Origin of the sequence: Corynebacterium stationis (assembly GCF_001941345.1) — a bacterium.
In the GTDB taxonomy this organism is placed as follows: domain Bacteria; phylum Actinomycetota; class Actinomycetes; order Mycobacteriales; family Mycobacteriaceae; genus Corynebacterium; species Corynebacterium stationis.
Map to the genome: position 1 here is coordinate 237,052 of NZ_CP009251.1, position 25,371 is coordinate 262,422.

The following is a 25,371-nucleotide window of genomic DNA, read 5'->3' on the forward strand; positions in this document are numbered from 1 at the left end:
TGCAACAGCACCACCTACCCCTATAGGAGAGCCACATCATGGCTAAATCACTTTCAGCAATCCAGGCCGAAATCATCAAGTTGAACGTAGAAATGAATGAGCTGGCTAAGTCCATGCAGCCGCTCAAAAATGACTACACCCCAGAGGGCTTGCAGAAGCGCTATGCCGATACCGTAAAGCGTGCACAGTTCGGTGAACGTATCGCAAAGCTACGTGAGCAGGCCGCCGCGTGGAATCAGGGCGCGCATAAGTCAGCGGACGACGCGGTTAATAAGTTGTTGCCTTACCCAACAGAGCCTAACGCCCGCGTTGCCACTGAGCTTGCAATGCAGCGTGTTCTAAGCCGCCCTAACCTGGATGCAGATACCGCCGTTCAAATCTTTGAGAATTTGGGAACGTCATGGGAGCGCACCATGCTAGGCCGTGAGTTCGCCGCCCGTGGTCTTGTTTCCAAGGAGATGCAGGACGGTATTCTTAAGGCGAATGAACCGGAGTATGCCGCCGCGCAGGATTCCCGCAACTATGCGGATACGGCAACGCATGTTGTTGGTAGTCAGCTGGAGTTCCTGGAGCGTCTCGCAGGTGATTTCAATGCTAGTTCTGATGCCACGGAGCAGATTAATATTTCTGATATTCCGGGTGCGGATGTAGCTTACTAGCGTCCCTGGTGTTTCTTTGCCCTCATGTCCCTTGTGGATGTGGGGGCGTTCTGCGTTTTGCCTGTTCAATATTGCCGTTTAAGGCGTTGGGGAAATCAGCGCGGGGGATAGTGCCACTCAGTCGCTTACACGGGCGCGGGCTATCGAACATTAACGTGTGATTAGAAACTGTGTTCCTCGAAAATATCCCACGTTTATCACACGGTTTGCGGAATTTTATCCCCTCATCTGACCTGTGTTAACGGGTGTATTGTTGCAGGTCATCTAGCATATTGTTTAACTATAATGAATCCGTGTGATTTAGGTTTAACCTTATCGAACATAAGAGCTGCCAACAGAAGGTTGGAGGTTCGAATCCTTTCGGGCGCACAAATTGAAACCCCGGTTTGAGTGACTTATTGCCATTCTGACCGGGGTTTCCTGCGTCGCTAAAGTACTTTTGGCAAATAGCTCGCACCTGCTAGCGCACGGGAGATGGAAGCTACTGGATTGACCGGAAATCTCATACATGCAAGCTTTTCGACCTTGCAGAGTATCGGTTTTATTCAGAGCTGCGGAAACTGTTTCATCAGACACCACTTGCCATGTGGCTTTTTTCGGAGGCCCGGCGGTCGCCGGGCGAGAGCCTAAGCGGTGCTCCAATTTTACGTGATGAGTAGCCTGGCTCCTAAGGTCGTCACGGGGGATACGACCTGAAGCAAGCTCTGCGTCAGGAGACGGAACACGGCCTGCGGTGTGCGCACACTGGGTGACCTCGGCGTTGCAGCACTTCAAAGGCTTGCTAGTCATTTCAGTTGATTTCGAGCCGGATAGATAGAGCGCTGACTATAAACCTTGTAGCAGATCTTGTATCGCCTTCGCGCGTGTAACGCTCTTTGTAGCACGTTTCCGAACCTGCCGTGGCTAGGCCGTCTAGCGGCGCTGCATCGACCAGACGGTGGGAGTATCTGAGCGCCTTGTGGTTGCATAAACATGGAATCCGAGGCGTTCGTAAAGCTTTACATTAAGAGGATCAGATGTCTCCAAATGAACAGGAACAGGTGAACTAGAAGCTTCGTCGATAGTTCGGAGAAAGTGCTTGATAATCCGTGTGCCGAGCCCTTGTCCTTGCGCGTCGGGGCGAACCCCTATTGTTGCTAAAGACCAGCTATTTTCTATTTCGGGATCCGGTAGTTCAAGATGAGAATTCTGAGACGGAGAATTTCCCATTGCAGTGCTTATGTGGCCCCAAACCTGATGCTCAACTTTCTCAGTTGCGCTAGGTTTGGTCGCGGCCAAAACTGCAGTATGGGCGTCATTTACTAGAACTACCCCAAACGGAATAGCTATATGGATTAGGCAAAGTTCTTGGATCCGGCGGATTCTATCGACGCGATTGTCTGCCGCCACGGTCCAGTTAGTCCAAGGATAGTTCTCAAAAGCTTTGCTTAGAGTTGCGGCAGCCGGCGGTATATCAGCTGCCGTTGCAATTCGGAATTCATCCATGGGTGAAGCCTAGCAACGTGGTCTGCGACGCGGCTAATGGATTACCTCACCAATCTCGGCGAGTGCCCAATCCAAGGTGTCATCGTCATGCGAGCCGAAACCAAAAACTATGCCATTTTCGGCATTGCTGCTGCCACCCCAGTACTGCGACAGCGCTGTGACGTCGATGCCTCGGGCGTGGAGTTCGGCGACTATGTCATCGGCAGGCTTCTTACAGATAAGCACAGCATGCAGCCCGCCTCTGATGGGGCGAAGTTCAGCTTCTTTCACGTCGGAAAAAGATCGCTGAACGGTGGCGCGCCGGCGGCGATAAACCCGGCGTAAGCGTTGGGTGCGGCGGCGTAGAGCACCGGTATTGAGAAAGTTAGCCACGGCGGCTTGAGTAATAGCGCTGACGGGCTGGCCGAGCACGCTGCGCAATTCAGTCAGCTGCGTGGACCATGAAGTAGGCGCGACCAGATAGCCGCAAGATATATGTGGGCTGATGACTGAAGAAAATGTACCCAATAAGATGGTTCGCTCGGAGGCTAGAGACGTCAATGGGGGAAGCGGCATACCGACGTAGCGTAGCTCCGAATCGAAGTCATCCTCGATGAGCAAAGTGTCAGTGTATTCAGCCCAGCTCACTAGTTCGGTTCGACGGTCGGCTGGTAGGGAGCCGCCATAGGGATATTGATGGCTGGGAGTGACCAGGACTGCATCAAGATCGTGCGGAAGGCCATTTATAACAAGCCCTGTTGAGTCAGCAGGGAGATCCACGGTGTGGTGGCCAAGTGCTTGCGGAACCCGGCGCAAGCTGGGATAGCCAGGAGATTCCACACCGATGTGCGCGGGCTCATTGAAAGTCTGAAGCAGCAAGGCTAGTCCTTCGCGCGCACCGGCAGTGACAATAATGCGTGATGGGTCTACGACCAGACCACGCATGCGGCGCAGGTGTTCAGCAATCTCAATTCTTAAATCCATCAGCCCTTGAGCAGGGCGCTGCGCCGGTGGGTTCGAGGAGGCCTTGCGCCATGATGCACGCCAGGCAGAATCAATCAGCGTTGAAGTATCGGGCACACCTGGATCCAGGTTCAAGATCTGGGAATGTGGGCGAGCTCGAGGCTGCGTCGGCTGTGCAGAAGAGCGGGGCGCAGACGGTTTTGGGCTCTCTAGTTCCTTGGGTTTTAACAAGTGCAACCCTGGGTTGATAGTGGTGCCAGACCCATGTGCAGTGACAATATATCCTTCGGCCGCCAGCTGGTCATAGGCAGTAACCACGCTGCCGCGGGAAACGCCAAGCTGCTTTGCCAAAGCACGGGTGCTGGGAATGTGATCGCCGGGACTTAAAACCTGCTCGGCAATCAACTGTCGGATCTGTGAGGTGAGCTGCGTAGGGATAGGCATCGCCTGTTGAGCATCAAGGGCCAGTGGCAAGGCAGAGACAAGATCAGAACGCATGGGTTAATCATTACTGCAAAAGTGGTCTAATGCAATTGCGTGAATGTGGCTCTGTTTATAAACCACTTTTGAGTGTTAGATGATTTTTATGACTCAAACATTTGTCGAAGAAAAACAGAATTCCACCCCAGATACCGCGGTAACTCCCGTCAAGCGCGGTGTTGCAGATTCCTTCAAGGGCGGGGTGATTATGGATGTGGTGACCCCGGAACAGGCCCGCATCGCTGAAGCGTCCGGCGCAACCGCAGTCATGGCTTTGGAGCGTGTGCCAGCAGATATCCGTGCACAAGGTGGCGTGGCGCGCATGAGCGACCCGGACCTGATCGAAGGCATCGTCAACGCGGTTTCCATTCCAGTGATGGCAAAAGCGCGCATCGGCCACTTCGTTGAAGCGCAGGTACTGGAAGCTCTCGGCGTAGATTTCATCGATGAATCCGAGGTGCTTAGTCCAGCGGACTACACCCACCACATCAACAAATGGAAGTTCAACGTACCTTTCGTCTGTGGTGCTACCAACCTGGGTGAGGCGCTTCGTCGTATCACCGAAGGCGCTGCAATGATTCGCTCCAAGGGTGAGGCCGGCACCGGCGATGTCTCCGAAGCAGTGCGTCACTTGCGCACCATCCGTGGTGACATCAACCGCCTACGCAGCCTCGACGAAGACGAGCTCTTCGTTGCTGCCAAGGAATTCCAAGCACCATATGACTTGGTGCGCGAAGTAGCTAAAACCGGCGAGCTGCCAGTTACTACCTTCGTAGCCGGTGGCGTTTCCACCCCGGCCGATGCCGCCTTGGTTCGCCAGATGGGCGCCGAAGGCGTGTTCGTGGGCTCCGGTATCTTCAAGTCTGGAAACCCTGAGGCCCGCGCTGTGGCCATCGTCAAGGCAGCAACGCACTTTGATGACCCATCCGTCATCGCGGAGGTCTCCCGCGGCTTGGGTGATGCCATGGTCGGCATTAACGTCACCGACCTTCCTGCACCTCACCGTCTAGCTGAGCGCGGCTGGTAATCAGTAGGCTCAATTCGTACACACCACACCCTCGCACGATGAAAACTCGCGATGGTGTGGTTTTCTCATAATTCCTACTTGTTTGCTGTAGATTTAGCTATCGCGAAGTGCCCTGCACCGTTCGCGCAATAGATCCGAGTAATTGTAGATATCTTCGATAGCGTTGAGATCAAAAACTTCCATCTCGCGATCCTCATTGAAAATGCCGATCCGCGGGATTTTACGGTCGAAGAAAAGGCGTGCAAGAGGCTTACGGTTGTTATCTTGGTACAAAATCGCGCAATACGATTTGGCATCACGCATAGTGATGTCATTGATTGGAACTTCGCTACAGCAGATCGCACGAATTATCCCGAACCCTTGAATTTCCGTGTCAGTGGTGATGATGCCGTCTGATGGCTCTAATGCTTCAGGTTCGTTAGTTTCTACCGGTTCCTCTTTTTGAGGCGATACGATTTCCTCATAATCTTGAGCAGAACGAAGTCGGCGGTTTGCTTCATCCTTCAAGAACTGGGCTTGTGCCGTTGTGATGAGTTTCGTGAAAATTTCAAGGTTCTGAGCTGTCATCCTGCGGGACGTCACACGGGCGGCAATCTGCTTTACCCAATCGGAATCTGGTTCTTTGAGCTGCGCAGAAAGAACTTTTCGAATCTCAGAAATGTACCTAAGTTGTTCAGCGCTGGCAGCGATTGTTTCAGAATCAAAGTGAGTCTTAGTACACATTTCTAGGTGTGGAAAGACCCGAGCATCAATATTTGAAAGATCAATGGTCATGAATGGTTTTTCGTCCATGCGGTTCGCTGCATCTAGTTGTGCATAAAATTCGTAGACTTCACCATTAGTGAGAATTGCGAATTCAGTATCCGTCACATTGAAATAGCGGACTAGCTGATTAGCGTGATCAAGGCGTAGCGGTTCGCCAACCTTCTTGCACTCGATCAGGAATCGGAAGTCATTACCGGATTTGATGGCGAAATCTACTTTTTCGCCCTTCTTGATCCCAATATCTGCAGTGTATTCAGGAATGACCTCACGCGGATCGGTGACATCGTACCCAAGAACAGTGCTGATAAAAGGAATGATGAAAGCTGTTTTCGTGGCTTCCTCAGTTTCGATAATGGGCTTGAGTTCACGGACTTTAGCTGCGAGTGCATAGACCGCCTGATCAATACTCATGGGAAGTGATCTCTTTCAAAGTAGGGGTTAAAGAATGCGTGAGAAATAACGCAATCTGGGAAATAGGGTTAAGGTGGCCCACTTGTTGGCTCCAAGATTGATGTTTCTAGAGCTAGGGTGATGTATGCGTCGTGCAAATCCCGTTGCGGTATGTCATCAAGGTTATCTTATACATACTTCTAATTTTGGGGCTGCAATTAGAAGTGTAGATCTCGCGCCGGACGTGGGCTCAACGTTGTGTTCGAATATTAGAAATCGCCATTCAGGGTCTACCACCTGAAGAGCCCAGCATTCGATACGGGCGAAGGGGGAAGAGTTCTGCTCCGTGAACCATTTAAAATAGGGATTGAAATGACAACGGCCCGAGCTAAAGACTCAGGACCGAAGGTTCAATGGATGAGGCCTTAGAAAACCTCGATGCGCCCGCCCAAGGATTCGGCTTGCTTGAGGGTCGAGACCCAGCCATAAGCGCCGGGCTTGAGGCGAAGCACAGGGCGGGAAGAAATCTTGACGGGGGAGACCGAGTTCTTGTGCGCGCCGGAGCGGGCGTTTAAGCGAGTGCGGGCGCGGTAGCCGGCATCGGCCAAGTAGGAAATGTCGGCAGGGTCGGCGGCGAGGTTATCGCGGGCATCGGCAAGCAAGATAAGTGCTTCATCGAGGACATCGACAAGCGCTGCGGAGTTGGTTTCACACATTTGGCGCACCAATGCAGGCGAAGTTCCGGCCACGCGGGTGCCGTCTTTGAATGAGCTTGCGGCAAGTGATTGCGCGAGAATTCCGCCGTTATCGCCGACTACTGCCAAGGCTTCAGCCAAGACATGCGGCAGATGCGATACGCGGGCGACTGCGGCATCGTGGTTGGCAACTTCGACAGGGATAGCTTCAGCGCCGGCGAGTTGGATCAGCTTGGTGACATCGGTAAACACCTCAATCCAAAACTTGCCCGGGTCTTCGTTTTCTACAGCATAGTCAAAGGCGATCGCCCACGCGGCCTGCTTAAACAGGCCGGTGTGAGAGTGCTTCCACCCAGAATCGGCGGTACCAGCCATCGGGTGGGAACCAACATAGTGAGCTTCTAAACCGTGGTCTTTGACCAGGCGGAGTACTTCCGCTTTCACGGAGACGACGTCGGTAAAGCCACAATTGGGGGCATGCTCTTTGATGGCATCAAGAATATCGCCCACCGCATGCATGGGCACGGCGATGACGATGAGGGCTTCATCGGCAGCCGCCCGCTGCAAGGTCGCGACAAGATCATCCGAGGCATCGAAGCCTTCTTTAATCGCAGCGCGCACGCCAGAGGTAGAACGATTGAAACCATAAACAGTAGCGCCGCGGGCAGCGACATCACGCAGGAGGGAACCACCGATCAAACCTAAGCCGATGATGCAGGTAGGTCGAAACACTTCTTTTGAACTCACAGTGACAATTCTGGCATAAAACGACTAATCTCACGCATATGAGCGATGACGACTTCGACGGCTACTCATTTGCCGTCACCGTAGCATTGGGCGCTGGCACATGGAACGTGCGCAGCTATAACGATCCTTTCAACAACCCGCAGGATTCTTTAAACGCGGTACGCACATTGCGTTCCGAAGGTGCGGCCTTTGCCCTTTTATGCGTAGATGATGACTATTTTGTAGTAGTTCGCCCAGTTCCGGGCGGGGCGCGCTGGTTTATCTCTGATGCGACCATGGCTGTCGATGATGACTTTGCCGCCGGCATATTAGAAGAAGCCGGCTGCGAAATCCCCGATATTGACCCGGCTGATCTAGATGACGTGGATGGCTACGGCGATGGCGATTTCGACATCTTTGAAGATTTGGGCGTGAATGAATATCAGCTAGCAGCCTATGTCGACAATGATGAGGACTACCCCTCAGACATGTTGCTGCGGATCGCTGGCGAGCTAGGTTTCGGAGATGAGCTCGAAGAAGAAATCAATTCCTAACGTGACAAAGGCGGGAGGGTTGCCGGAGTCTAGGGGACATCGACAAGCAAAAGTGCGAATGCAACGCGCTCTAGAAGTTGCAGCCTCAACCCCGGCAAGCGATATCCCTGTCGGGGCGGTTATCTACGCCCCCGACGGCACGGAGCTGGCCACTGGAGTAAACCGCCGTGAGCAATTAGCTGACCCCACCGCGCACGCTGAGGTTGAAGCCATCCGCGCTGCTGCGCGCGCCTTGGGTGATTCCTGGCGGTTGGAACATTGCGAACTGGTGGTGACGCTGGAGCCGTGCGCGATGTGTGCAGGCGCAGCACAGGCCGCCCGGATAGGCTCGGTGGTCTTTGGCGCTTGGGAACCGAAAACTGGGGCGTGCGGCTCACTTGTTGATGTCCTGCGTGCCCCCGGCGCACTGTTTGTCCCCGAGGTGCGCGCAGGCGTGTCAGAAGCACAATGCCAAGAATTATTGCGAGATTTCTTTCAAAACTTACGCACCACCACGCGGAAATGATGCGTATCATGGAAAGAGTAAACACCGCTCAACACTACAAGGAGGCTCACCATGGGCGATTTTGAAAACAAGAAGGACGACCTCGTCGGCAAGGCAAAGGAAACCTACGGCGAAGCAACGGGTGACCACAAGGCTGCCAACGAAGGCAAGGCTGATCAGGTCATTGCTGATGCGAAGGAAAAGGCTTCCGACGCAGGTGAAGCGATTAAGGATAAGGCCAATAAAGTTATTGGTTCTTTCAAGAAGGATGAGAACGAAAAGTAATTAACTTTTCTTTTCTCCAGGCTTGAGCCCTTCGCCGTTGCTTTCCTTTTTGGCTTAAAGCGGCGGCGATTTGGTGTCTGCGTTTATGCTGCAGTAACCTTGTTCGCGGTGGCGTGTCCGAGCGGCCGAAGGTTCTCGCCTCGAAAGCGAGTGTTGGGTAACCCCCAACCGAGGGTTCAAATCCCTCCGCCACCGCCAAATTTTCAAAGCCTACCCCGGGGCATTGTTTGAACTAGATTTCAGGCGATGACCCCGGGGTTCGTGCTTTCTGGCTACTACCACTAAGGCCACGGCCCGCGGTTGGTTGGCCCAGGTGACTTAAAAACGATTCGACGTTCGAACCGGGCTATCGGTGGCCACATGCGAAGCGGTAGTAAAAACAGAGTCACGTAGAACCCGTCCGCTGGTTCTGACCACGAGCTGAACAGCCCGATGCACAGCTCTAATTCATCACCAGCGCCCACACCGCGCTGCTACCTATCTCTCCTAGGCGCCGTGTTTTCCAGTGTGGAAGTTCAAGGAGAACTCCGCGTGCGGCATAATGGTCGGCCTGTGGGGAATAGGGTTTCTTGCTTTACTGCTCATAAGCGGTGCTGCGCTGATTCATTGCGATTTACCCGAACGGTATTTCTATGAGGTAGAAGTAGCAGTCATCGAGCTGTAGGACGTGGTGTTCGCGATATACTGGGTCACAGCAGGCTTCTTAAAAATGCTAGATAATGTGCCGAAGGTTGGGCAATCTGGCCTGTCTACTTTACGTAGTTTTGTGTGGTGACGATTGAAGGAGCAAGTTATGAGTCGACTCATTTGGTGGCGGGCGGCTTCAATTGCAGCCTGCGTTTCGTTTCTGTCTGCCTGCGGGACAATTCCAGCAGACTCTATCGGGACCCTTGATCGGGCGCGCACAGGGGACTTAGTCGTCGGGGTTTCCGAACATCGTCCGTGGACGGAAGTCTCCGACAAAGGGCAATACTCAGGTTCGGAAGTGGAACTGATTAAAGGATTCGCGGAAAGCATTGACGCCGATGTCGAATGGTACAGCGCCCCGGAGTCCGTGCTGGCCGGCAAAATCAAAGAAGACCAACTAGATATTGTCATCGGTGGGTTAACCTCTACCTCTCCGTGGTCGACTCATATGGCGCTCACCCGTCCTTATACGAAAGTAGATGGGGAAAGCATGGTTATGGGAACTAGGCTCGGCGAGAACGAACTCATGGTTGCGTTGGAGCGCTATTTAGCGGAGGAATTTGGTGAGATTTCATGAAATTAGGAATGGCTAAACTCAAGCAACCGCGGCACGATCGACTTCCTCAGCAGCAGCAAGAGACTATGCGTAAAGCTGTGCGTATGGAACAGGTAACCATTGGTTTCGTGATAGTTACGATCGTATTGGTCGGTGCTGTGGCTGGGCAGTCCCAGGCGATGCGCAGTGCGTGGGTGGAAGACATGCTATCTCTGGTTCCTCCACTAGCATTTCTTATTGCATCCAGGGTTGTTCGAATAGCATCGAATCGGCGCCAACCCTATGGCTATCATCGTGCAATAGCGATTGGCCATCAAGCAGCAGCGCTGGCCCTGCTAGTTATGGGCGGGTTGCTGGTCTTTGAATCGATTTCAGCTTTGATAAAGCAGGAAAAGCCCCCAATCGGAGTGGTTGTCCTCTTCGGGCAGGACATTTGGATGGGATGGTTGATGATAGTCGTTATGGCCCTCTCCGCTATCCCCATGGTTATCCTCGGCCGAATCAAGCTCCGATTGGCTAAAGAATTAAACGATAAGCTGCTTTATGCTGATGCGGATATGGCGAAAGCCGATTGGGGAACCGCAGCTGCCACCATTATCGGCGTACTCGGTATTGGACTTGGCTTCTGGTGGGCTGACTCTATCGCCGCCTTAGTAATTTCAGTGTCCATCGTGAAAGACGGAATTACCAACATCAGGGCAGCCGTGACTGGCCTGAGCGATGCACAAGCCACCCGTTACGATGACTCAGCTGCACACCCGCTCACCACAGATGTTGAAAAACTTGCACGGGAGACCGCATGGGTCTTACAAGCCCGGGCACGCGTACGCGAACAGGGACATATTTTCCACACAGAATTGTTTGTTGTCCCAGTAGAGGGCTATGTGCCGACTCCGGCAGAAACTGCGGATTTGCACAAGCGAATCGAAAAATTGGACTGGAAACTGCAAGACACAGTCATAGCAGTCGTTGAAGAGCTAGACGCAGAACAAGTACCGCCCTCGTCCGAAGCCCAAGTCGGGGCATCATCCGAGAGCGGTACTTGATAAGTTGTCAGACTTTAAGGCGTTGGTGATCCACCGGTGACGCCGAGGGTTTCACCGACTACGTAGCTTGCTTCGTCCGAAGCTAGGAATACGTAGGCACCGGCGAGTTCTACTGGGTGCCCAGCGCGTCCGATTGGTGCGTGCTGGCCAAAGCCCTCAACCTTTTCTTGCGGCTGGCCATGGCTTGGTTGCAATGGTGTCCAGATTGGACCAGGTGCCACGGCGTTTACTCGAATACCTTGACCGATGAGACTGGTAGCCAACCCCTTCGATAGGTTGTTCATCGCGGCTTTAGTCATGGCGTAGTCCAACAGTGTTTCTGAAGGTTGGTAAGCCTGGACTGAAGAAGTAAAGATGATGGCTGATCCTGGCTGCAGGTGAGGAATTGCCGCCTTGGTGACGCGGAAAGTTCCGTACAGATTGACCTGCATGGTTTTATCAAATTCATCGTCGTCGATATTTGTCAGCCCCTCTGCCCACACCTGGCGTGAAGCATTATTGACCAAAATATCTAAGCCGCCAAGTGCTTCGACGGTTTTTTCTACCAGCGTGCGGCAGTATTCAGCGTCTTTCAGGTCCCCAGGGAAAGCAAACGCTTTCTGGCCCGCATCTTCAATAGCTTGGATGACGCGGTCGGCATCAGGTTGTTCTTCAGGAAGGTACGCGATTGCGACATCTGCGCCTTCGCGGGCGTACGCGATCGCCACGGCAGCGCCAATACCGGAATCTCCTCCGGTAATTAAAGCCTTGCGGCCTTGAAGCCTGCCGCTACCTTTATAGCTATCGAGGCCGACGTCAGCTTGTGGGGATAGTTCAACGTCAAGGCCCGGTTCCGGTTGGGTTTGATTTTCTGGGTCAACGGTTGGATATAGCGTGCGTGGATCTTGTGGCATTGTGTTTACCTCTTTCCTCGAAAGAATCTTTGGCCACCTCCCAGCATAGGGACATTAGGGGAGATTTTCGATGTCATCTTTCTCGCCTTGCGGCCATACGACGTTGGTGGCTAGGGGGATTTGATGGGATGCGCTTTCTAGAATGTGCATGAAATATCCCGCCGTATTAGGAATAGCGATGATGTCACCTGGCGCAACGCCGCGCGGGAAGCGAATGCGTCGGCGTAAAATTAGCTCATCTTCAATGCAATAAGCACCCACCAGATACGCTTCGAGCTCTTCGCCGTCGACGTCGACATGGTTGGTATCACTGTCAGTGATGTGTAGTGGATCAATAAGGTAATCGTCGGATGTCGTCCGGCACTGCGTACGGTTCATAGCCACACCTACCAGAGGTAAACCGTCACTGCGGGTTTTCACAAAGGCAACTTCGGTCAGGATGAGTCCACACCCATCAAGCAAGCTTCGACCAGGTTCCAGGTGCAGACGTAGCCCACGGTCGATGAGCATCTGCGCAACACCGTCGGAGAGTACGTCTTTCAACCACGCTCCACGAACCGGGGATTGGTGGAAAGGATAGGTGTTGGAGAGAGGATCAGCTTTCCATGTGAAAGGGTCGGCATAACCATCCAGCACAGCAGCGCGTGCGTCTTGGTAGCGCGCCCACTGCTCAGCGGAATCGATGTAGCTCATCGGAACGCCGCCGCCGAGATCAATGAAGTGGGGAGTATGCCCGCACGCGCGCAGAGTATCAACGAGTTCGCAACATTCCCGAAGAGCCGTAGCACGATCTGCTGCGGCGTAGCCATGGAGGTGGACATGCAAGCCGACGACATTGACACCAGGAGTTGGAACAGAGAGATGCTCCGCCCACTGCGCAGATCTTTCACCAAAGCGCGTCGGCGGCAGCAAAGAAGGATCAGGAGCCACACGTGGAGCAACCAAGGCGGCTTGGTTGCCAGCTAAAGCGGCAATTCGATCAAATTCGGCTCGTGAATCTGCAGAGATAACCACACCATTGGAAATAGCCAACTGCAAGAGACGATCTGGCTTAATCGCTGCGGACAAGATGATACGCTCACCTGCTACCCCACGATCCAGAACCTGTGTGAGTTCACGCTCGCTGGCTACATCTACGCCATGGCCTGCATCGCGCACCGCGTCGACGAAAGTCAGTGCTTTATTAGCCTTGCGAGCAAAGAAAATGTGGGTGTCCACACCCATCTGCTTTCCCGCGTTCACCAGTTCGTCAATATTGCGAGGAAGAGCACCTGCATGCAAGACGTTGACGGGGCTTCCGAACTCCCTCACTAGGTCGCGACATGCAGCGGGATCAGCCGCTAGTTCTTGAGCCCAAGGCTCGATACGAGCGGTGAGCGGTGGGATGCCATGAGCGTGACGGGGAGTAGTACTCGCACTGTTGATCACACGTTGAGCCCAGCGTGGAATGACGCGGTGCAGGGTGCGCGATAACGTGTCGTTTCCCAATACGACGTCTTCGGTCATTCGTCCTACCGCAGCTAAATGCTGCTGCCCTACGACAGTGCCGTCAGGATCTACATCTAATCCTCTCGTCCCTGGACGAATGTGCGCGTGGCCTTGTTCAACCAGGTGACTAATTAAAGTTCCAGGAACAACCCCAGGCGGTGGTATCACAGCATCGATAACCACGGTGATATCGAGCTCTCGGACAAGGTCTGCCAGGGGTTCGTCACCGCGGCCCAAATGGGAAATATCGACAGTACCTTTTTCGACGAGATCGTTGAGGTAAGCAGCACTTTCGGGCGGTGGGCCAAATGCTACCCGTTCCATTTCACGCGCTAACTCTGCAAATCCAACTAAACTGTCGCGACCTTCGTAAGAAGCACGTTCTACAATGCTGGGATACATGTCGCGCCAAGCAACACCTAACCCCCATGCATCATCGTCTATGCCAGCGTGCTGCTGAACTTGTTGGGAAACCTCGTCAAGCACCGCTCGAAGGGCGGACAAGTCCTTTACTTCGCGAATTTTCTTAGACCCCGCGTCCAAAATATCGCTCAGGTCAAGACCTGCGGTATCGGGCTTAACGGTCATTAGCTGGCCGGTACGGGTTATAGGAATAAACACAGCCGGATGACATGCGCGGGTAATATCGATGAAAGTCAGCGCTGCGCCACGCACCAAGACCCGATCCTGAAGCCCGATACCTTCCAAGTTACTTGCCGGATACGGCGAAGAAATGAGTCGAACATTGTTAGGGATATCAGCGGGAGATAGTGCCCCAGGCCAGCTCAAGGCGTGACCGGTAGCAAGCAGGACTTCATCGAAGCGCTCACCGTGGATAGTCCAGCGGCCGTCAGATTCCGCAGCCGGTGCAAGCTCTTCCACGTGGGTGGTGTGTTCTGTTAGTTTGCAACCCCGGGGAATATGCTGTTTCAACGCAGCCCAAGAATCCGAGAGGAATTCACCCACCATCCGGCGAGGGGGATATTCCGTTTCCACACCGCGATCACGCAGCCAGTCGTCGAATTTTCCTAGCTGAGTACGGATGATAGAGGAGCGAACATTAACCAGCCATTCTTCGGGCTGAGTGACATCATAAGCTAATCCACGCCCGTCGTCGTATACGTGGAGATCCACGTCGGCTGACCGTTGTCGTGCAAGCTCAAGTAGTTCCTCGGCGGCCCACAAGCCGCGGGGTCCACCACCGATGATTGCCACCTTCATTACAGATTTTCCTCCACCCAATCGTCGTTATAGATTGTGTCCATATAACGCGTTCCATCGTCGTGCACGATAACCACAACATCACTGCCAGCTGGGATGTCCGCACTCAGCTTTTCCACTGCGGCGATGACAGCTCCTCCGGACGCGCCGGGCAAGATGGCCTCAGTTCTTACCAGTTTTCGGGCAGCTTCGACAGAGGCGCGGTCATCAATACGTAGAACACGATGCGGGGAAATTTTCTTGGACAGTTCCGGCACCATGCCTGCACCAAACCCCGGAAGATGGCGGGTGCCGGGGTGTCCGTCGAAAAGAACTGAACCTTCCGCATCCACTGCAGTGACTTGGGTGTCTAAGCCGTGCGTGGCGACGTGCTGCAGACATCCGCCAATGGTTCCCGTAGTGCTTACTGCCACCAGTAGATGATCCGGTGCGTGCCCTAATTGGTTAACGATTTCTGTCATCGTGCCTTCGTCGTGTGCTACGAAGGCAGCTGTATTGGAATACTGATCTAGACACGTGGCATCCGGCATCTGAGCAAGGAGCTCTGCTACCCGGGCCCGACGCGCAACCAACCAATCCCCAGTATCAGGATCTGGTTCGGTGATTTGATGAACTACGGTGCCAAGCGCTTTCATGTGAGCGATGGTGGTGCGGTTCGCGCGTGGGTCGACGACACAGTGGAAAGTCCAGTCCCCGAGGACGGCTTCGCGTGACAGCGCGATACCGAGATTGCCGGAACTGGATTCGACGACAGTGTCTCCAGGTTTTAACTGGCTGGCAGTGACCATAGCGTGAGCCGTTCGGTCTTTAGCACTGCCCCCGGGATTATAAGCTTCGAGTTTCGCCCACAAGTTGAAGTTCCAATTGCGAGCAAGCCTATCAAGCCGAACAAGCGGAGTGTTGCCGATAGCGTCGACGATTGTGCGAGCGGAGTTGTGTTCCATGAATGCGAGCTTACATGCGTTTGAAACAGTCAGCGCGGGAATTGAGAATATTCACAGAGGCCATTTCTAAGTGTTTAACGGGGCGTGGTTCGGCAGTGGAAGGCTCGGTGGAATTGGAGTTTAGAGCCGATGAAGAAGAACGTTCCAGGGGGTTTCAGGACACAAACTTCGGGGAGAGAAAAATAGAAATAACGAGATATGGTCCGCGAGATTTCTTCAACGTTGATCCATGCTTAAACTAGAGGCTCTAGTCTCGCTCGAGTCTTTTTAGGTTATTTTCCGTTGTCTGCTTGAAGGTAGTTTGTCACTGTGGCTAAGTTTCTTTTCCGCGTAGGTCGCTGGTCGTACCTCAACAAGTGGAAAGTCATCATTGCGTGGGTACTGTTGCTCGCCGGCGTCGGCGGTGCAGCAGCGGCGCTGTTAAAGCCGATGACACAGGAGTTCTCAATTTCTGGAACCCCAGCGATTGAGGCAACCTACCGCACCATGGAGCTGTTCCCCGAGGGGGGTAACCCCGCTAATTCGGCATCGGTCAACTTGGTATTTAAAGCCCCAGATGGTGAGAAGCTGTCTGACCCGGACAATCAGGCGGCTATCGATGAGGTTATCTCATATCTAGAAAACAACCTGGATATGGGTGATACCATGCGTTTTGGCAACCCGTTGGAGGTCTCGCCACGGCTGGAAGAGGAAGTAATTTCTCAGTTCACGGATATGGGTCTGCCGGAAGAATCCGCGCGCGAAGACGCTGAGAATCTCTCGATGGTCAATGATGATGAGACCATCGCGTACACCACTTTCGATTTTGATGCGGAAAGCCCTTATTCGGTAGAGCAATCAGACAAGGATACCGTTACTGATGCTATGAACCTAGGCCGCGATTTGGGCCTGCAGGTCGAAGCAGGTGGTGCGGGTTTCGGCGATGAAATCGCGGTGAATACTACCTCGGAGATTATTGGTATCGGTGTGGCTTTCTTGGTGCTGATCTTTACCTTTGGGTCCTTGGTTTCAGCCGGTATGCCGCTAATTTCCGCGGTGGTTGGCGTTGGCCTCGGATCTCTCGGACTATTTATTGCCACCCACTGGGTCGAACTCAACAACATCACTCCAGTCCTCGCGGTAATGATCGGCCTGGCTGTGGGCATTGACTACGCCTTGTTCATTCTGTCGCGGTACCGCTCGGAACGCGCGACGAAAGATGGCCCCGATGCCGCCGGTATGGCTGCAGGCACCGCCGGTTCTTCGGTGGTCTTCGCCGGTGCCACGGTCTTTATCGCGCTTTTCGCTCTCGTTGTGGCCAATATTGGCTTCCTCACAGCGATGGGTCTCGCTGCCGCCGCTACCGTGGCCATTGCAGTTATTGTGTCGCTCACCTTGATTCCAGCGTTGTTGGGTCTCTTGGGTGATAAAGCTTTCGCCGGACGCATTCCTGGCGTAGCTGGCAATCGCCGACGCGTGAAGAAGCACAAGGCCTCTAAGCATGCTGCACAGTCGCAGCGGCTTGCCCAAGAGATGGGCGTAGACGGGGCTAATGAAGATGCTGACGGCGATGCTAAAGCTTCGCGGGAGAGTGGAGCTTTAGCAGACTCTTCCCGCGGGACCTTCCGCATGACGCCGACGATGGGTAATCGCTGGGTACGCCTGGTGCGCAAGATGCCCGGTGTCGTTATGGCCTTTGTGGTCTTGAGCCTCGGTGCACTATCCGCGCCGGTACTGGATATGGAACTATCGCTGCCAGCGGATACCACCTCAAATCCAGATACCACGCAGCGCAAGGCCGCTGACTTGCTGTCCGAAGGTTTCTACCCCGGCGTCAACGGTCCTTTCTTGGTCATCGTCGATGCAGAAAATATCAATGCCGATGCACCTGCATTGCAGTCCTTGATGGATGCCCAAGGCGAGGATTCCACGCCGACTGAGCAAGCACAGCTGTCGTCGTACATGTACACCGCGGATGCGCTCAAGCGCGTCGGTGGCGTGCGCCATGCACAAATCGTGGGCCTGAGTGAAGACGGCCAAGCAGCACAGATTATGGTCTCTCCGCAGACTTCTCCTACCGATGCCGCCACCGTCGGCGTTGCCAGTGCCTTGCGCGATGCCACAGAGCGCATTGAAGATGCTACCGGTGCAGATTTGGGAATGACTGGCTTAACCGCAGTCCAGCTGGATATCACCGAGCGCCTCGAAGAAGCCATGCCGGTGTATCTGGCTATTGTGGTCGGTCTTGCCATCTTGCTGCTGTTCTTGGTCTTCCGCTCACTTTTGGTGCCGCTGGTCGCAGCGCTTGGCTTCTTGCTTTCCGTTGGTAGTGCCTTCGGTCTGACCGTCTTGGTCTGGCAGCAAGGCCTGTGGGATTTGGTACCAGCCCCAGGTCCGCTGATTTCCTTTATGCCGATCTTCCTCATCGGCGTGACCTTTGGTTTGGCCATGGACTACCAGGTCTTTCTAGTCACGCGCATGCGTGAGCACTACTCGCACACGAATGGTCAGCCTTCTCCTGGATCCCCGTATTCGGGCGTGGATGAATCCACCATCGTGGGCTTTACCCAAGGTGCGCGCGTGGTCACAGCCGCTGCGATCATTATGATTTCGGTGTTCGTGGCCTTCATCAACCAGCCATTGCCGTTCATTCAAATCTTTGGTTTCGCGCTGGCAGTCTCGGTATTCTTCGATGCCTTCTTCATTCGCATGTCTCTGGTGCCGGCCACGATGTTCTTGATGGGCAAAGCAACCTGGTGGATGCCCAAGTGGCTGGATAAGATCATGCCGCCGCTGGATATTGAAGGCACGGCTTTGGAAAAAGAGTGGGAAGAGAAGGAACGCGCCCGCGCAGATTAGACTGGTTGGCTATGAGCCACGAGCACGCTGATGATCTTTCCTTTGATGTGACTACCCGCCTGGGCGATGGCAGCCCCGGCAAACATGGTCGTACCGGGGTTATCCATACCCCGCACGGTGATATCCAAACCCCTGCCTTCATTCCCGTTGCCACCAAGGCAACGGTGAAGACTTTGACCCCGGAGCAGATTAAAGCCACCGGCGCGCAGGCGATTTTATCCAACGCTTATCACCTCTACCTGCAGCCAGGCCACGATATCGTGGATGAAGCAGGTGGCGTTGCAGCCTTTGAAAACTGGGATGGCCCGACTTATACCGACTCCGGGGGATTCCAGGTCATGAGCTTGGGCGTGGGTTTTAAGAAGGTCTTGGCCATGGACGTGGCAAAGTTGACCGAAGGCGATATACGCGCGGCCAAGAAAGAACGCCTTGCGCATGTCGATGAAGACGGCGTGGATTTCCGCTCTTTCATCGATGGTTCCAAGCATCGATTTACCCCAGAATTTTCGATGCAGATTCAGCACGGCCTAGGTGCTGACATCATGTTTGCTTTCGATGAATTAACCACGCTGGTCGATACCCGTCAGTACCAGGAAGAATCTGTGGAGCGCACTCACCGCTGGGCCAAGCGCTGCCTCGATGAACATGACCGGTTGACCAATGAGCGCACGCACCGCCCGAAGCAGTCGCTGTGGGGCGTAGTCCAAGGAGCACAGTATGAAGACCTGCGCCGTCAGGCTACCCGTGGCCTAGTGCAGCTATCAGAGCAAGCAGAAGCCGAAGGCAAGCGCGGTTTCGGCGGCTTCGGCATCGGTGGTGCTTTGGAGAAAGAAAACCTGGGCACGATTGTGGGCTGGTGCTGCGATGAGCTGCCGGAGAACAAGCCACGTCACCTACTCGGTATTTCTGAACCTGATGACATGTTCACCGCGATTGAAGCTGGTGCCGATACCTTTGACTGCGTCGCACCAACTCGTTTGGGACGTCGCGGTGGCGTATACACACTTGATGGGCGCATGAATTTGATGGGCGCGAAGTTCAAGCGCGATTTCACCGGTATCGATGAAGAATTCGGTGGGTACGTTTCAGAGAACTACTCCCGCGCGTACATTCACCACTTGCTCAAGGCGAAGGAATTCTTAGCGGGAACCTTATGCACCATCCACAACCTGCAATTTATGATCACCCTGGTTGATAACATCCGCAAATCCATCGATGGCGGCTACTACGAGGCCTACCGCGATGAATTCATGGGACGGTACTACGCCAACAAGAAGTAGGGGGTACCCCAGTGGGGAGTACCCCTGCCGGGTTAGGACAAGAGTGCGTGGAAGACCTCGGTGCTGGATGGGTGGGTATAGATGCCATCGCCAAGTGCTGAGGCCGGAATCTTGTGGCGCATGGCTACTGCCACCAAGTTGATGAGTTCTTGGGAATCAACGCAGTACTTGAATTCTAGGCGTCGTTGCACCGGTGGATGTGTATTTAGGTGATGCTACCGGTTTCTCTTAGGGCTTGTGTCATGATTTCGGCTGGGGTTTTCCAGCCCAGGACCTTCCTGGGTTTGTGGTTGTGAATATTGGCAATCATCTCTAAGTCTTCAGCAGTGTATTGCGACAGGTCTGAAGATTTGGGAAGGTTTCGCCGCAGTCGGCCATTAGTGTTTTCATTACTGCCGCGCTCCCAGGGGGATCCAGGATGTGCGAAGTAGACAGGAATATCGGTGGCCATGCTAAACGCTTTGTGTCGTGGGCATTTCTGATCCCTGGTCCCAGGTTATTGATGACCACACGGATTTATCAAGATGCTGCACAGTATTCTTCAGCGCTTCTAATACCGAGGTTGAGTCGTGACGGCCAGGTAGCTGGCCTAGGACGACGAACCTGCTGACACGTTCAACCAAGGTGATGACCGCGGATTTATTACGTGCTCCTAGAATGAGATCACCTTCCCAGTGGCCTGGAATGACTCGTTGACTGACCTCGTCAGGGCGGTCATCAATGAGTATCATTTTGTCGACAAACCAGTCATTAGCTTTGTTTTCACGTGGGCTGGTGCGCTTTCGTCGACGTGTCCGTCCGGTCGGAAGACTTAGGCCTAGGTCTTTTAGTCGTCCTTTCGGCTCTAGATAGAACGCTTCGTAGATGGTTTCATGGCTCACTCGCATCTCCTGGTCATCTTAGAAAGTCATGGAAGGATACGCCCAGCAATTTCTTCTGGTGACCATTGTGCCCGCAGCGCTTCCACGACATACTTACGCAGTGGGGGTGATGCCATCAGCTTGCCTATTTATGGGCGCGCTCTGCGTGCGGTGGCTTTTAATTGGGCATCTTCTGGGCGATAAGGCCCCTCGGCGCTGTGGTCGCGGCGTAGCTCGCGGCTGATAAAAGAATGCGAACGTTCCAGTCTGCGGGCAATTTCTCGTATGCTGTGTCCCCCCGGTACAGATCAGCAATCATCACGCGCTCTGCATGGCTTAAATACCGAGGGTGTATCTGTGTATACGGGTTAACCCCTGGTGGCAGCTTAGGCTCAGGCCGGCGGGCAGGGTCGATGCCACCCGTAGCGTGTAAAAGGCGGTTCATAAGCTTGTTATACGCCTTTGCAGCAGGACCTGCAGGAACAAAACTCAAACGGCGTGCATGATTTGTTCCGCGTCCTTCTTGGCCTTTTTCAAAGTACAAGGCCTTGCGGTAGTCAATTCCCGTGGCGACTGCCGCATCTTTTTTCGACATATTTGCCAGGCGTGATTCCAAGTAATTAACCCGAAGGTTGGTGGAATTGACCGTGCGTTGGTACCGACTAACCGGCTTCACCAACCCAGCCTTTTGCGCTCGTGTGCGCAAGACATCATCATTTAAGCCAACTGCTACTGCAGCAGCATTGACCGTCAGTCCAGATCTCACAAGCTTCAATCCCGCGTCGACAAGCTGCGGATCTGTGGTGTGAGGACGGTAATTAATAAAGGATTGGCTATGGGCAAAATTGCGGGTATGAGCATAATTACAACCCAGCCGGATCGAAGCCTGATGTAGGCTTATCCCTTGGCTGAGCAAGTCACGGATACCTGCTTTGTCTTCATCCGACAGCGAATGGAACGAACCATTAGGACGGCTATTCATTGCACTACCTCCGACTAGAAGTGGTGCAACGACGACCTGAAGCTAGGGCGTACTCTAAAATCGGAAGAGCCCGTATACACTCGGAAATTCTTCATGCCTGCATTCTACGGAAAACTGAGGAATGGGCACGGGGCCAGAGCAGCTGCTGCTCTGCGCGCCACGGCGAAGCAAACAGCGATTGGCTCACTTACCCCATCGCGCTTGCCGATGCCGCCCTCACCGCCGCTCAGCTCGCCCTCGGCACCCTAGGCGATGGTAGCCAATTCGCTTCGATAGACGCGAGGACTCTCGGACCCGGCGTTGCGGCATGCTGTGTTGGGCTTAAGAAGTAAATCCAGAAAAACCTGAAGCTAGAGCGGCTTGGACAGAAGGCGGAGTCGCAGGGATGTCGACTCCGAGCGCAGCGAGCGCGCCTTCTCGAACCGTGCTCGCTCGACCGGTGAGGTCTAAAGCCGCAAAGGAGAAATCATGACCATGAATGCGGAACTGTTGGTGCTGGTTAAAAGTAGATTCGGGTGCTCCTAGAGCTGCATAGACCATCGCGCCCGCAACCGGCCGGATCTCGCCTCCCTCAGCGAGTGCCGCCGCGTGCGCCAGCACGTAGGACTGGATTTGATAGAGGTGGCCCGACGCCAGTGTGTACCCAGTATCCGAGCGGTTTCTGGTCGCCATGGACGTGAACTTGGCATCGACGATGACCTCGGTGCCATCTGGCTTAGTGAGCATGATGTCTGTGAGCATCCGTGGAAGCTGCGCAGTAGCTGGGGCGTTGAGGGGCCAGCCCAGGTACTTCGCACCACTGACTGTCCACCCCAAAGGCGTGAGATGGTAGCGGTAGATTCCGAGTAGCGCTCGCTCGAAGAGCCTTCGCAATTTGGCCTCTGATATTTCTGCACGAGCAAACGCGTGTGGGCCGAGGCCGGAACGCGGAACAAATAGATTGAGCAATAACGATGCCACTGCTGTGGGGTGGACGTCGGCAGGAGAGAGGCGGCCCGCTGGCTCAGGTGTCGACGGAATAAATGGCACTCCCGCGACTTCGAGAGATCGCGCCAAGCAACGGCACCGCGTCGCCACTGCTTGATTGAGCGGCTGAATGAGGTTTTCTGCGTAGTGCAGAACACGAAGCAAGTAGCGGTTGACGGGGTGGTCGCTGGTGAGCTCGTTGAACTCGCACCGGATCTGGCCCTTGTCGAGTAGCCGGTGTCGCTGCGTTGCATAAACATCGATCTTCCCGCGCACGCGGTGAAGAGTCGCGGCGCGACGGCTGAATCCGACGCTGAGCTCGCGTGTGAGGCGGCGCTCGACGGCCTCGCACAACATGGTAGTGAGAAGCAATGGCAGCTCGGCGTCCGCAGCATCGACCGCGGCGTCGGTGATAACTCCGCGCCGATAAACCTCGGATGCATAGAGCTGCAGCAGCCATACGCTGCGCATCGGCACGTGCTTGCTTATGGGCTCTGCAGAAGTCTTAGGCTCGAAGTTCACGAAGTGCTTCCTTCAAGACCTCAGGCTGGTCGTACCAGTATTCGCGTAGAAGCGGTGCCAAATCCGTGTCGACAATTGCATCGAACCATTTGCGCGTCTCCTCGGCGGTCAGCGGTTTTGACGACCTACGCGGCGTCACGAAGCTGTGCCCCACTTCGTAATCGCGTCCCAGATTGATGTCGGCGGCAATGCGGGCGTTGAGCGCATCCAGCTTCGTGCCGATAGCTTCCAGCGTCCCTCGATCGTAGCCGCAATTAGTCGAACAGTAATCGAGCCACCGCTCATTGAATTGAGGCTGAAGATCAACGAATGCGAAACGTCGGCGCAACGCCATATCGACCATCGCGAGGGATCGGTCCGCCTGGTTCATCGTGCCAATTACGTAGAGATTTTCGGGGAGAAAGATTGGCTCGCTGTCTGGTGAGTAAATCGTCGTCAGTGCACTTTCGACGTTGCGTTTGTCGGCTTCAAGGAGCGTGAGCATCTCGCCGAAGATCTGCGCAGGATTGCCGCGATTGATCTCCTCGATGATGATGAAATGCTTGCGCCCCTCGTCGTTACTAGCAGCTCGTACGGCTTTGAGGAAGGGGCCAGGCTGCAGACGAAGATGGCCATCGCTCGCAGGGCGGAACCCTTCGATGAAGTCTTCGTAGGACGTTGACGGGTGGAACTGCACTGCGGTAATTGTCTCGTCAGAGGAGTCCTCGAGCATCGCGTAAGCAAGCTTTCGGCCGAGCCAGGTCTTTCCGGTCCCTGGCGGCCCTTGCAAGATGAGGTTCTTCTTTTCACGCCATCGGCGGAGGATAGTCTCGAGTTGTTTGCGGTCGAGGAAGCATCCAGCGTTGAGAATATCCTGAATGGAGTAAGTCTCCTGCGCTTCTTCAGTGAGTTCCTCGAGTTCTGATTCGACAGGTGCTTCAGATTCGTTCTGCGCGTATTGGAATGCTGTTGCCGACAATCCTGCGAAAGTTGGCGGATCAATCATGGAATCCTGGAGCCAGTCGGCGACATCTGTAAGCGTTGCGAGATACGAGGCACCGTCAGTTACAGTGCCGACCACATCGATGCCCATGCCGTCTTCGGATTTAAGGAAGTCGGCATTGCGGCGGTCGAGAGCCATAAAGGTTTCAGGACGAATCCAAAATAGGCCCATGGTATACGCGACCTGTGAGCGGTCCTTTACCGCGGCGTCGTACGCATCAATGAAGTCGACGCGGGAGTGACCGTGTTTCTCGCGTGGGTTGTATCGCAGAGCGGCCTCGAAGAGCGTCCAGATTCCGTCATAGAAGGCGGTATTTCCAGGATCGGTGTACTTCGATTCGAAGCGTGCCGACAAGTTGTTACGTACCGGCAAGCCATCAACCGATGTTGGAACCTCGGCGCTAATATCGAATGCTTCCTTGAGCCCTCGATAAATCGCTTCCTTGTTGGATATGGTCAGCGAGCGATTGATGAGCGCATAGACCGTAAATGGATCGATGTCCGTGGCGGTTTCTTTGCCGTCCTCCTTCGACCACTCCCACAACATATTGAACAACGATGGTCGCTCGGAAAGTCGTGCTGCCTCACGGAGTTTCTCTAGTAGAGCTGTGCGGTCAGTGCGATAGGAAAGGAGTCGTTCTGCGAACTCGCGGTTGAAGCTGATCCAGTCAAGAACGAATGAATCTGTGGTCGAGAAGTCTTGAATGTCGAAATCTGGATCACCAGAGCCGTCAATCACAGACAGGAAACGTTCATGTGCGTTGTTCCGCTTTACTTGCGAAAGAGTCAGCAAGCTTGTGATGGAACGCCGCAGATCAATGCCTAATTCATCGCGCTGGAAAGGTTCTTTACTCCACTCGATGGGAACTCGGAGATGTGCTTCGGCATCGGGTTCGCTGCGGTCAATGGTGACAGGACCAGTGACTCTTCCATGGAACACTGCACCATGGACATGGTTGCTCGGCATAAGAACAATGTCGCCCACTTGGAGCTTCGTACGGAAACGGTAAAGTTGCCCTGCCTGAGTATTGATCTGGCCGCGCTTCCACTCGGGATAGGCGGCCCGCATGGCCTTTTTGATCTCGTCAAGGGTCTCGGTACTTTCTACCTCTTCGTTGTAGTACAAGCCCGGTAGACCGAGGTTTTCTTGAAGAGCACGCTTCTCACGGACGCCATCTTTGCCAGCGCGGAGAACCCAGACGTAATCATCGCTTGTTTCGGGCTCGTCGGCATCGTCATCAGACGAGGATTTTTCGATCGTCCCCTTCGCTTCGAGAACACGGTCCCGCATCTTCACAAACTCTCGCTGTTGTTCGCGGCGCAGCGGATAGGGATTGTCCTTGAGCCATTGGATGCCTTCAGGCGTAATTTGCGTTACGGCGCGCTCAACATCGGCCAGTAACCCGGAGCGACGCAGCTCAAACGTCGCCCAATTAGCACGGTCTTCATAGGAGTAGCCGTGCTTGAGCTTCCGGTGAATTTCGTCGCCAAAGTCACGAGCGGTGACTCGACGAACGGCTTCTATGTAGTCGGTGCGGTGGTGTGGCTTTCCATCCGCGGCGACCTCAAGGACTACCGGCAACATGGATTTCCAGTTATAAATCTGTGGGCTCAT

22 protein-coding genes and 1 tRNA gene are annotated in these 25,371 nt (G+C 54.3%); 10 read left to right on the top strand and 13 right to left on the bottom strand.

Going from position 1 to position 25,371, the window contains the following annotated elements:
- Positions 1 to 38: 38 nt before the first annotated feature.
- Complete coding sequence (locus CSTAT_RS01250) at positions 39 to 659, top strand: hypothetical protein (RefSeq protein ID WP_075722203.1); 621 nt, start codon at positions 39 to 41, stop codon at positions 657 to 659.
- Positions 660 to 1,571: 912 nt separating this feature from the next.
- Here CSTAT_RS01250 and CSTAT_RS01255 read toward each other — a convergent pair.
- Together CSTAT_RS01255 and pdxR are read right to left on the bottom strand one after the other, a co-directional pair.
- Positions 1,572 to 2,144 (bottom strand): GNAT family N-acetyltransferase, encoded by a 573-nt coding sequence (locus CSTAT_RS01255; RefSeq protein WP_075722204.1) that lies wholly within the window; start codon positions 2,142 to 2,144, stop codon positions 1,572 to 1,574.
- A 33-nt stretch (positions 2,145 to 2,177) separates the two neighbouring features.
- A complete protein-coding gene (pdxR, locus tag CSTAT_RS01260) occupies positions 2,178 to 3,584 on the bottom strand; it encodes a MocR-like pyridoxine biosynthesis transcription factor PdxR (RefSeq protein WP_075722205.1) in 1,407 nt (468 codons plus the stop codon).
- A gap of 88 nt (positions 3,585 to 3,672) precedes the next feature.
- On the opposite strand from pdxR, the gene pdxS reads away from it, so the two are divergent.
- Complete coding sequence (pdxS, locus tag CSTAT_RS01265; protein WP_156845077.1) at positions 3,673 to 4,593, top strand: pyridoxal 5'-phosphate synthase lyase subunit PdxS; 921 nt, start codon at positions 3,673 to 3,675, stop codon at positions 4,591 to 4,593.
- 93 nt (positions 4,594 to 4,686) lie between these two features.
- Here pdxS and CSTAT_RS01270 read toward each other — a convergent pair whose 3' ends face one another.
- Positions 4,687 to 5,769, bottom strand: a complete 1,083-nt coding sequence (locus CSTAT_RS01270) for a type I restriction enzyme HsdR N-terminal domain-containing protein (RefSeq protein ID WP_075722207.1) — start codon at positions 5,767 to 5,769, stop codon at positions 4,687 to 4,689.
- 404 nt (positions 5,770 to 6,173) lie between these two features.
- The gene (locus tag CSTAT_RS01275; protein ID WP_075722208.1) at positions 6,174 to 7,190 is read right to left on the bottom strand and encodes a prephenate dehydrogenase; all 1,017 of its coding nucleotides are present in this window, start codon (positions 7,188 to 7,190) and stop codon (positions 6,174 to 6,176) included.
- 38 nt (positions 7,191 to 7,228) lie between these two features.
- Between CSTAT_RS01275 and CSTAT_RS01280 the strand changes: the two genes are divergently transcribed.
- From CSTAT_RS01280 to CSTAT_RS01305, 6 genes are all read left to right on the top strand, one after another.
- Positions 7,229 to 7,723, top strand: coding sequence for a tRNA adenosine deaminase-associated protein (locus tag CSTAT_RS01280; RefSeq protein ID WP_075722209.1), 495 nt, complete (start codon positions 7,229 to 7,231; stop codon positions 7,721 to 7,723).
- Positions 7,724 to 7,781: 58 nt separating this feature from the next.
- Positions 7,782 to 8,228 carry a nucleoside deaminase gene (locus tag CSTAT_RS01285; protein ID WP_075722210.1) on the top strand — a complete coding sequence of 149 codons (447 nt, stop codon included), beginning with the start codon at positions 7,782 to 7,784 and terminating at the stop codon, positions 8,226 to 8,228.
- Between the two features lie 51 nt (positions 8,229 to 8,279).
- Positions 8,280 to 8,492, top strand: a complete 213-nt coding sequence (locus tag CSTAT_RS01290) for a CsbD family protein (protein WP_066792228.1) — start codon at positions 8,280 to 8,282, stop codon at positions 8,490 to 8,492.
- Positions 8,493 to 8,599: 107 nt separating this feature from the next.
- Positions 8,600 to 8,690, top strand: a tRNA-Ser gene (locus tag CSTAT_RS01295).
- 595 nt (positions 8,691 to 9,285) lie between these two features.
- Positions 9,286 to 9,756: a transporter substrate-binding domain-containing protein gene (locus CSTAT_RS01300; RefSeq protein WP_066792229.1), complete on the top strand. Its 471-nt coding sequence runs from the start codon at positions 9,286 to 9,288 to the stop codon at positions 9,754 to 9,756.
- Positions 9,753 to 10,781: a cation efflux transmembrane domain-containing protein gene (locus CSTAT_RS01305; protein WP_075722211.1), complete on the top strand. Its 1,029-nt coding sequence runs from the start codon at positions 9,753 to 9,755 to the stop codon at positions 10,779 to 10,781. The genes CSTAT_RS01300 and CSTAT_RS01305 overlap by 4 nt, the downstream gene beginning before the upstream one ends.
- Positions 10,782 to 10,795: 14 nt before the next feature.
- Here the strand turns inward: CSTAT_RS01305 and CSTAT_RS01310 are convergent, their stop codons facing one another.
- The 3 genes from CSTAT_RS01310 to CSTAT_RS01320 are packed head-to-tail and all read right to left on the bottom strand — an operon-like array spanning position 10,796 to position 15,327.
- Positions 10,796 to 11,674, bottom strand: a complete 879-nt coding sequence (locus tag CSTAT_RS01310) for an SDR family oxidoreductase (protein ID WP_075722212.1) — start codon at positions 11,672 to 11,674, stop codon at positions 10,796 to 10,798.
- A gap of 54 nt (positions 11,675 to 11,728) precedes the next feature.
- Positions 11,729 to 14,383: an FAD/NAD(P)-binding protein gene (locus tag CSTAT_RS01315; RefSeq protein WP_075722213.1), complete on the bottom strand. Its 2,655-nt coding sequence runs from the start codon at positions 14,381 to 14,383 to the stop codon at positions 11,729 to 11,731.
- Positions 14,383 to 15,327 (bottom strand): pyridoxal-phosphate dependent enzyme, encoded by a 945-nt coding sequence (locus CSTAT_RS01320; RefSeq protein ID WP_075722214.1) that lies wholly within the window; start codon positions 15,325 to 15,327, stop codon positions 14,383 to 14,385. The genes CSTAT_RS01315 and CSTAT_RS01320 overlap by 1 nt, the downstream gene beginning before the upstream one ends.
- Positions 15,328 to 15,636: 309 nt before the next feature.
- Here CSTAT_RS01320 and CSTAT_RS01325 point away from each other — a divergent pair, with 309 nt between their 5' ends.
- On the top strand, positions 15,637 to 18,165 hold the full coding sequence (locus CSTAT_RS01325; RefSeq protein WP_075722215.1) for an MMPL family transporter: 2,529 nt from the start codon (positions 15,637 to 15,639) through the stop codon (positions 18,163 to 18,165).
- An 11-nt stretch (positions 18,166 to 18,176) separates the two neighbouring features.
- Positions 18,177 to 19,445, top strand: coding sequence for a tRNA guanosine(34) transglycosylase Tgt (tgt, locus tag CSTAT_RS01330; protein WP_075722216.1), 1,269 nt, complete (start codon positions 18,177 to 18,179; stop codon positions 19,443 to 19,445).
- A gap of 32 nt (positions 19,446 to 19,477) precedes the next feature.
- On the opposite strand, the gene CSTAT_RS13400 is transcribed toward tgt, so the two are convergent.
- The 6 genes from CSTAT_RS13400 to CSTAT_RS01345 form a co-directional block, all read right to left on the bottom strand.
- A complete protein-coding gene (locus tag CSTAT_RS13400) occupies positions 19,478 to 19,636 on the bottom strand; it encodes a hypothetical protein (RefSeq protein WP_156845078.1) in 159 nt (52 codons plus the stop codon).
- Positions 19,637 to 19,650: 14 nt separating this feature from the next.
- Positions 19,651 to 19,896: an IS30 family transposase gene (locus CSTAT_RS13730; protein WP_244892868.1), complete on the bottom strand. Its 246-nt coding sequence runs from the start codon at positions 19,894 to 19,896 to the stop codon at positions 19,651 to 19,653.
- Position 19,897: 1 nt separating this feature from the next.
- On the bottom strand, positions 19,898 to 20,326 hold the full coding sequence (locus CSTAT_RS13735; RefSeq protein ID WP_244892869.1) for an IS30 family transposase: 429 nt from the start codon (positions 20,324 to 20,326) through the stop codon (positions 19,898 to 19,900).
- 128 nt (positions 20,327 to 20,454) lie between these two features.
- The gene (locus CSTAT_RS13740) at positions 20,455 to 20,592 is read right to left on the bottom strand and encodes a helix-turn-helix domain-containing protein (RefSeq protein WP_336469899.1); all 138 of its coding nucleotides are present in this window, start codon (positions 20,590 to 20,592) and stop codon (positions 20,455 to 20,457) included.
- A gap of 1,016 nt (positions 20,593 to 21,608) precedes the next feature.
- Positions 21,609 to 22,775 carry a 5-methylcytosine restriction system specificity protein McrC gene (locus CSTAT_RS01340; RefSeq protein ID WP_075722217.1) on the bottom strand — a complete coding sequence of 389 codons (1,167 nt, stop codon included), beginning with the start codon at positions 22,773 to 22,775 and terminating at the stop codon, positions 21,609 to 21,611.
- The gene (locus tag CSTAT_RS01345) at positions 22,759 to 25,371 is read right to left on the bottom strand and encodes an AAA family ATPase (protein WP_075722218.1); all 2,613 of its coding nucleotides are present in this window, start codon (positions 25,369 to 25,371) and stop codon (positions 22,759 to 22,761) included. The genes CSTAT_RS01340 and CSTAT_RS01345 overlap by 17 nt, the downstream gene beginning before the upstream one ends.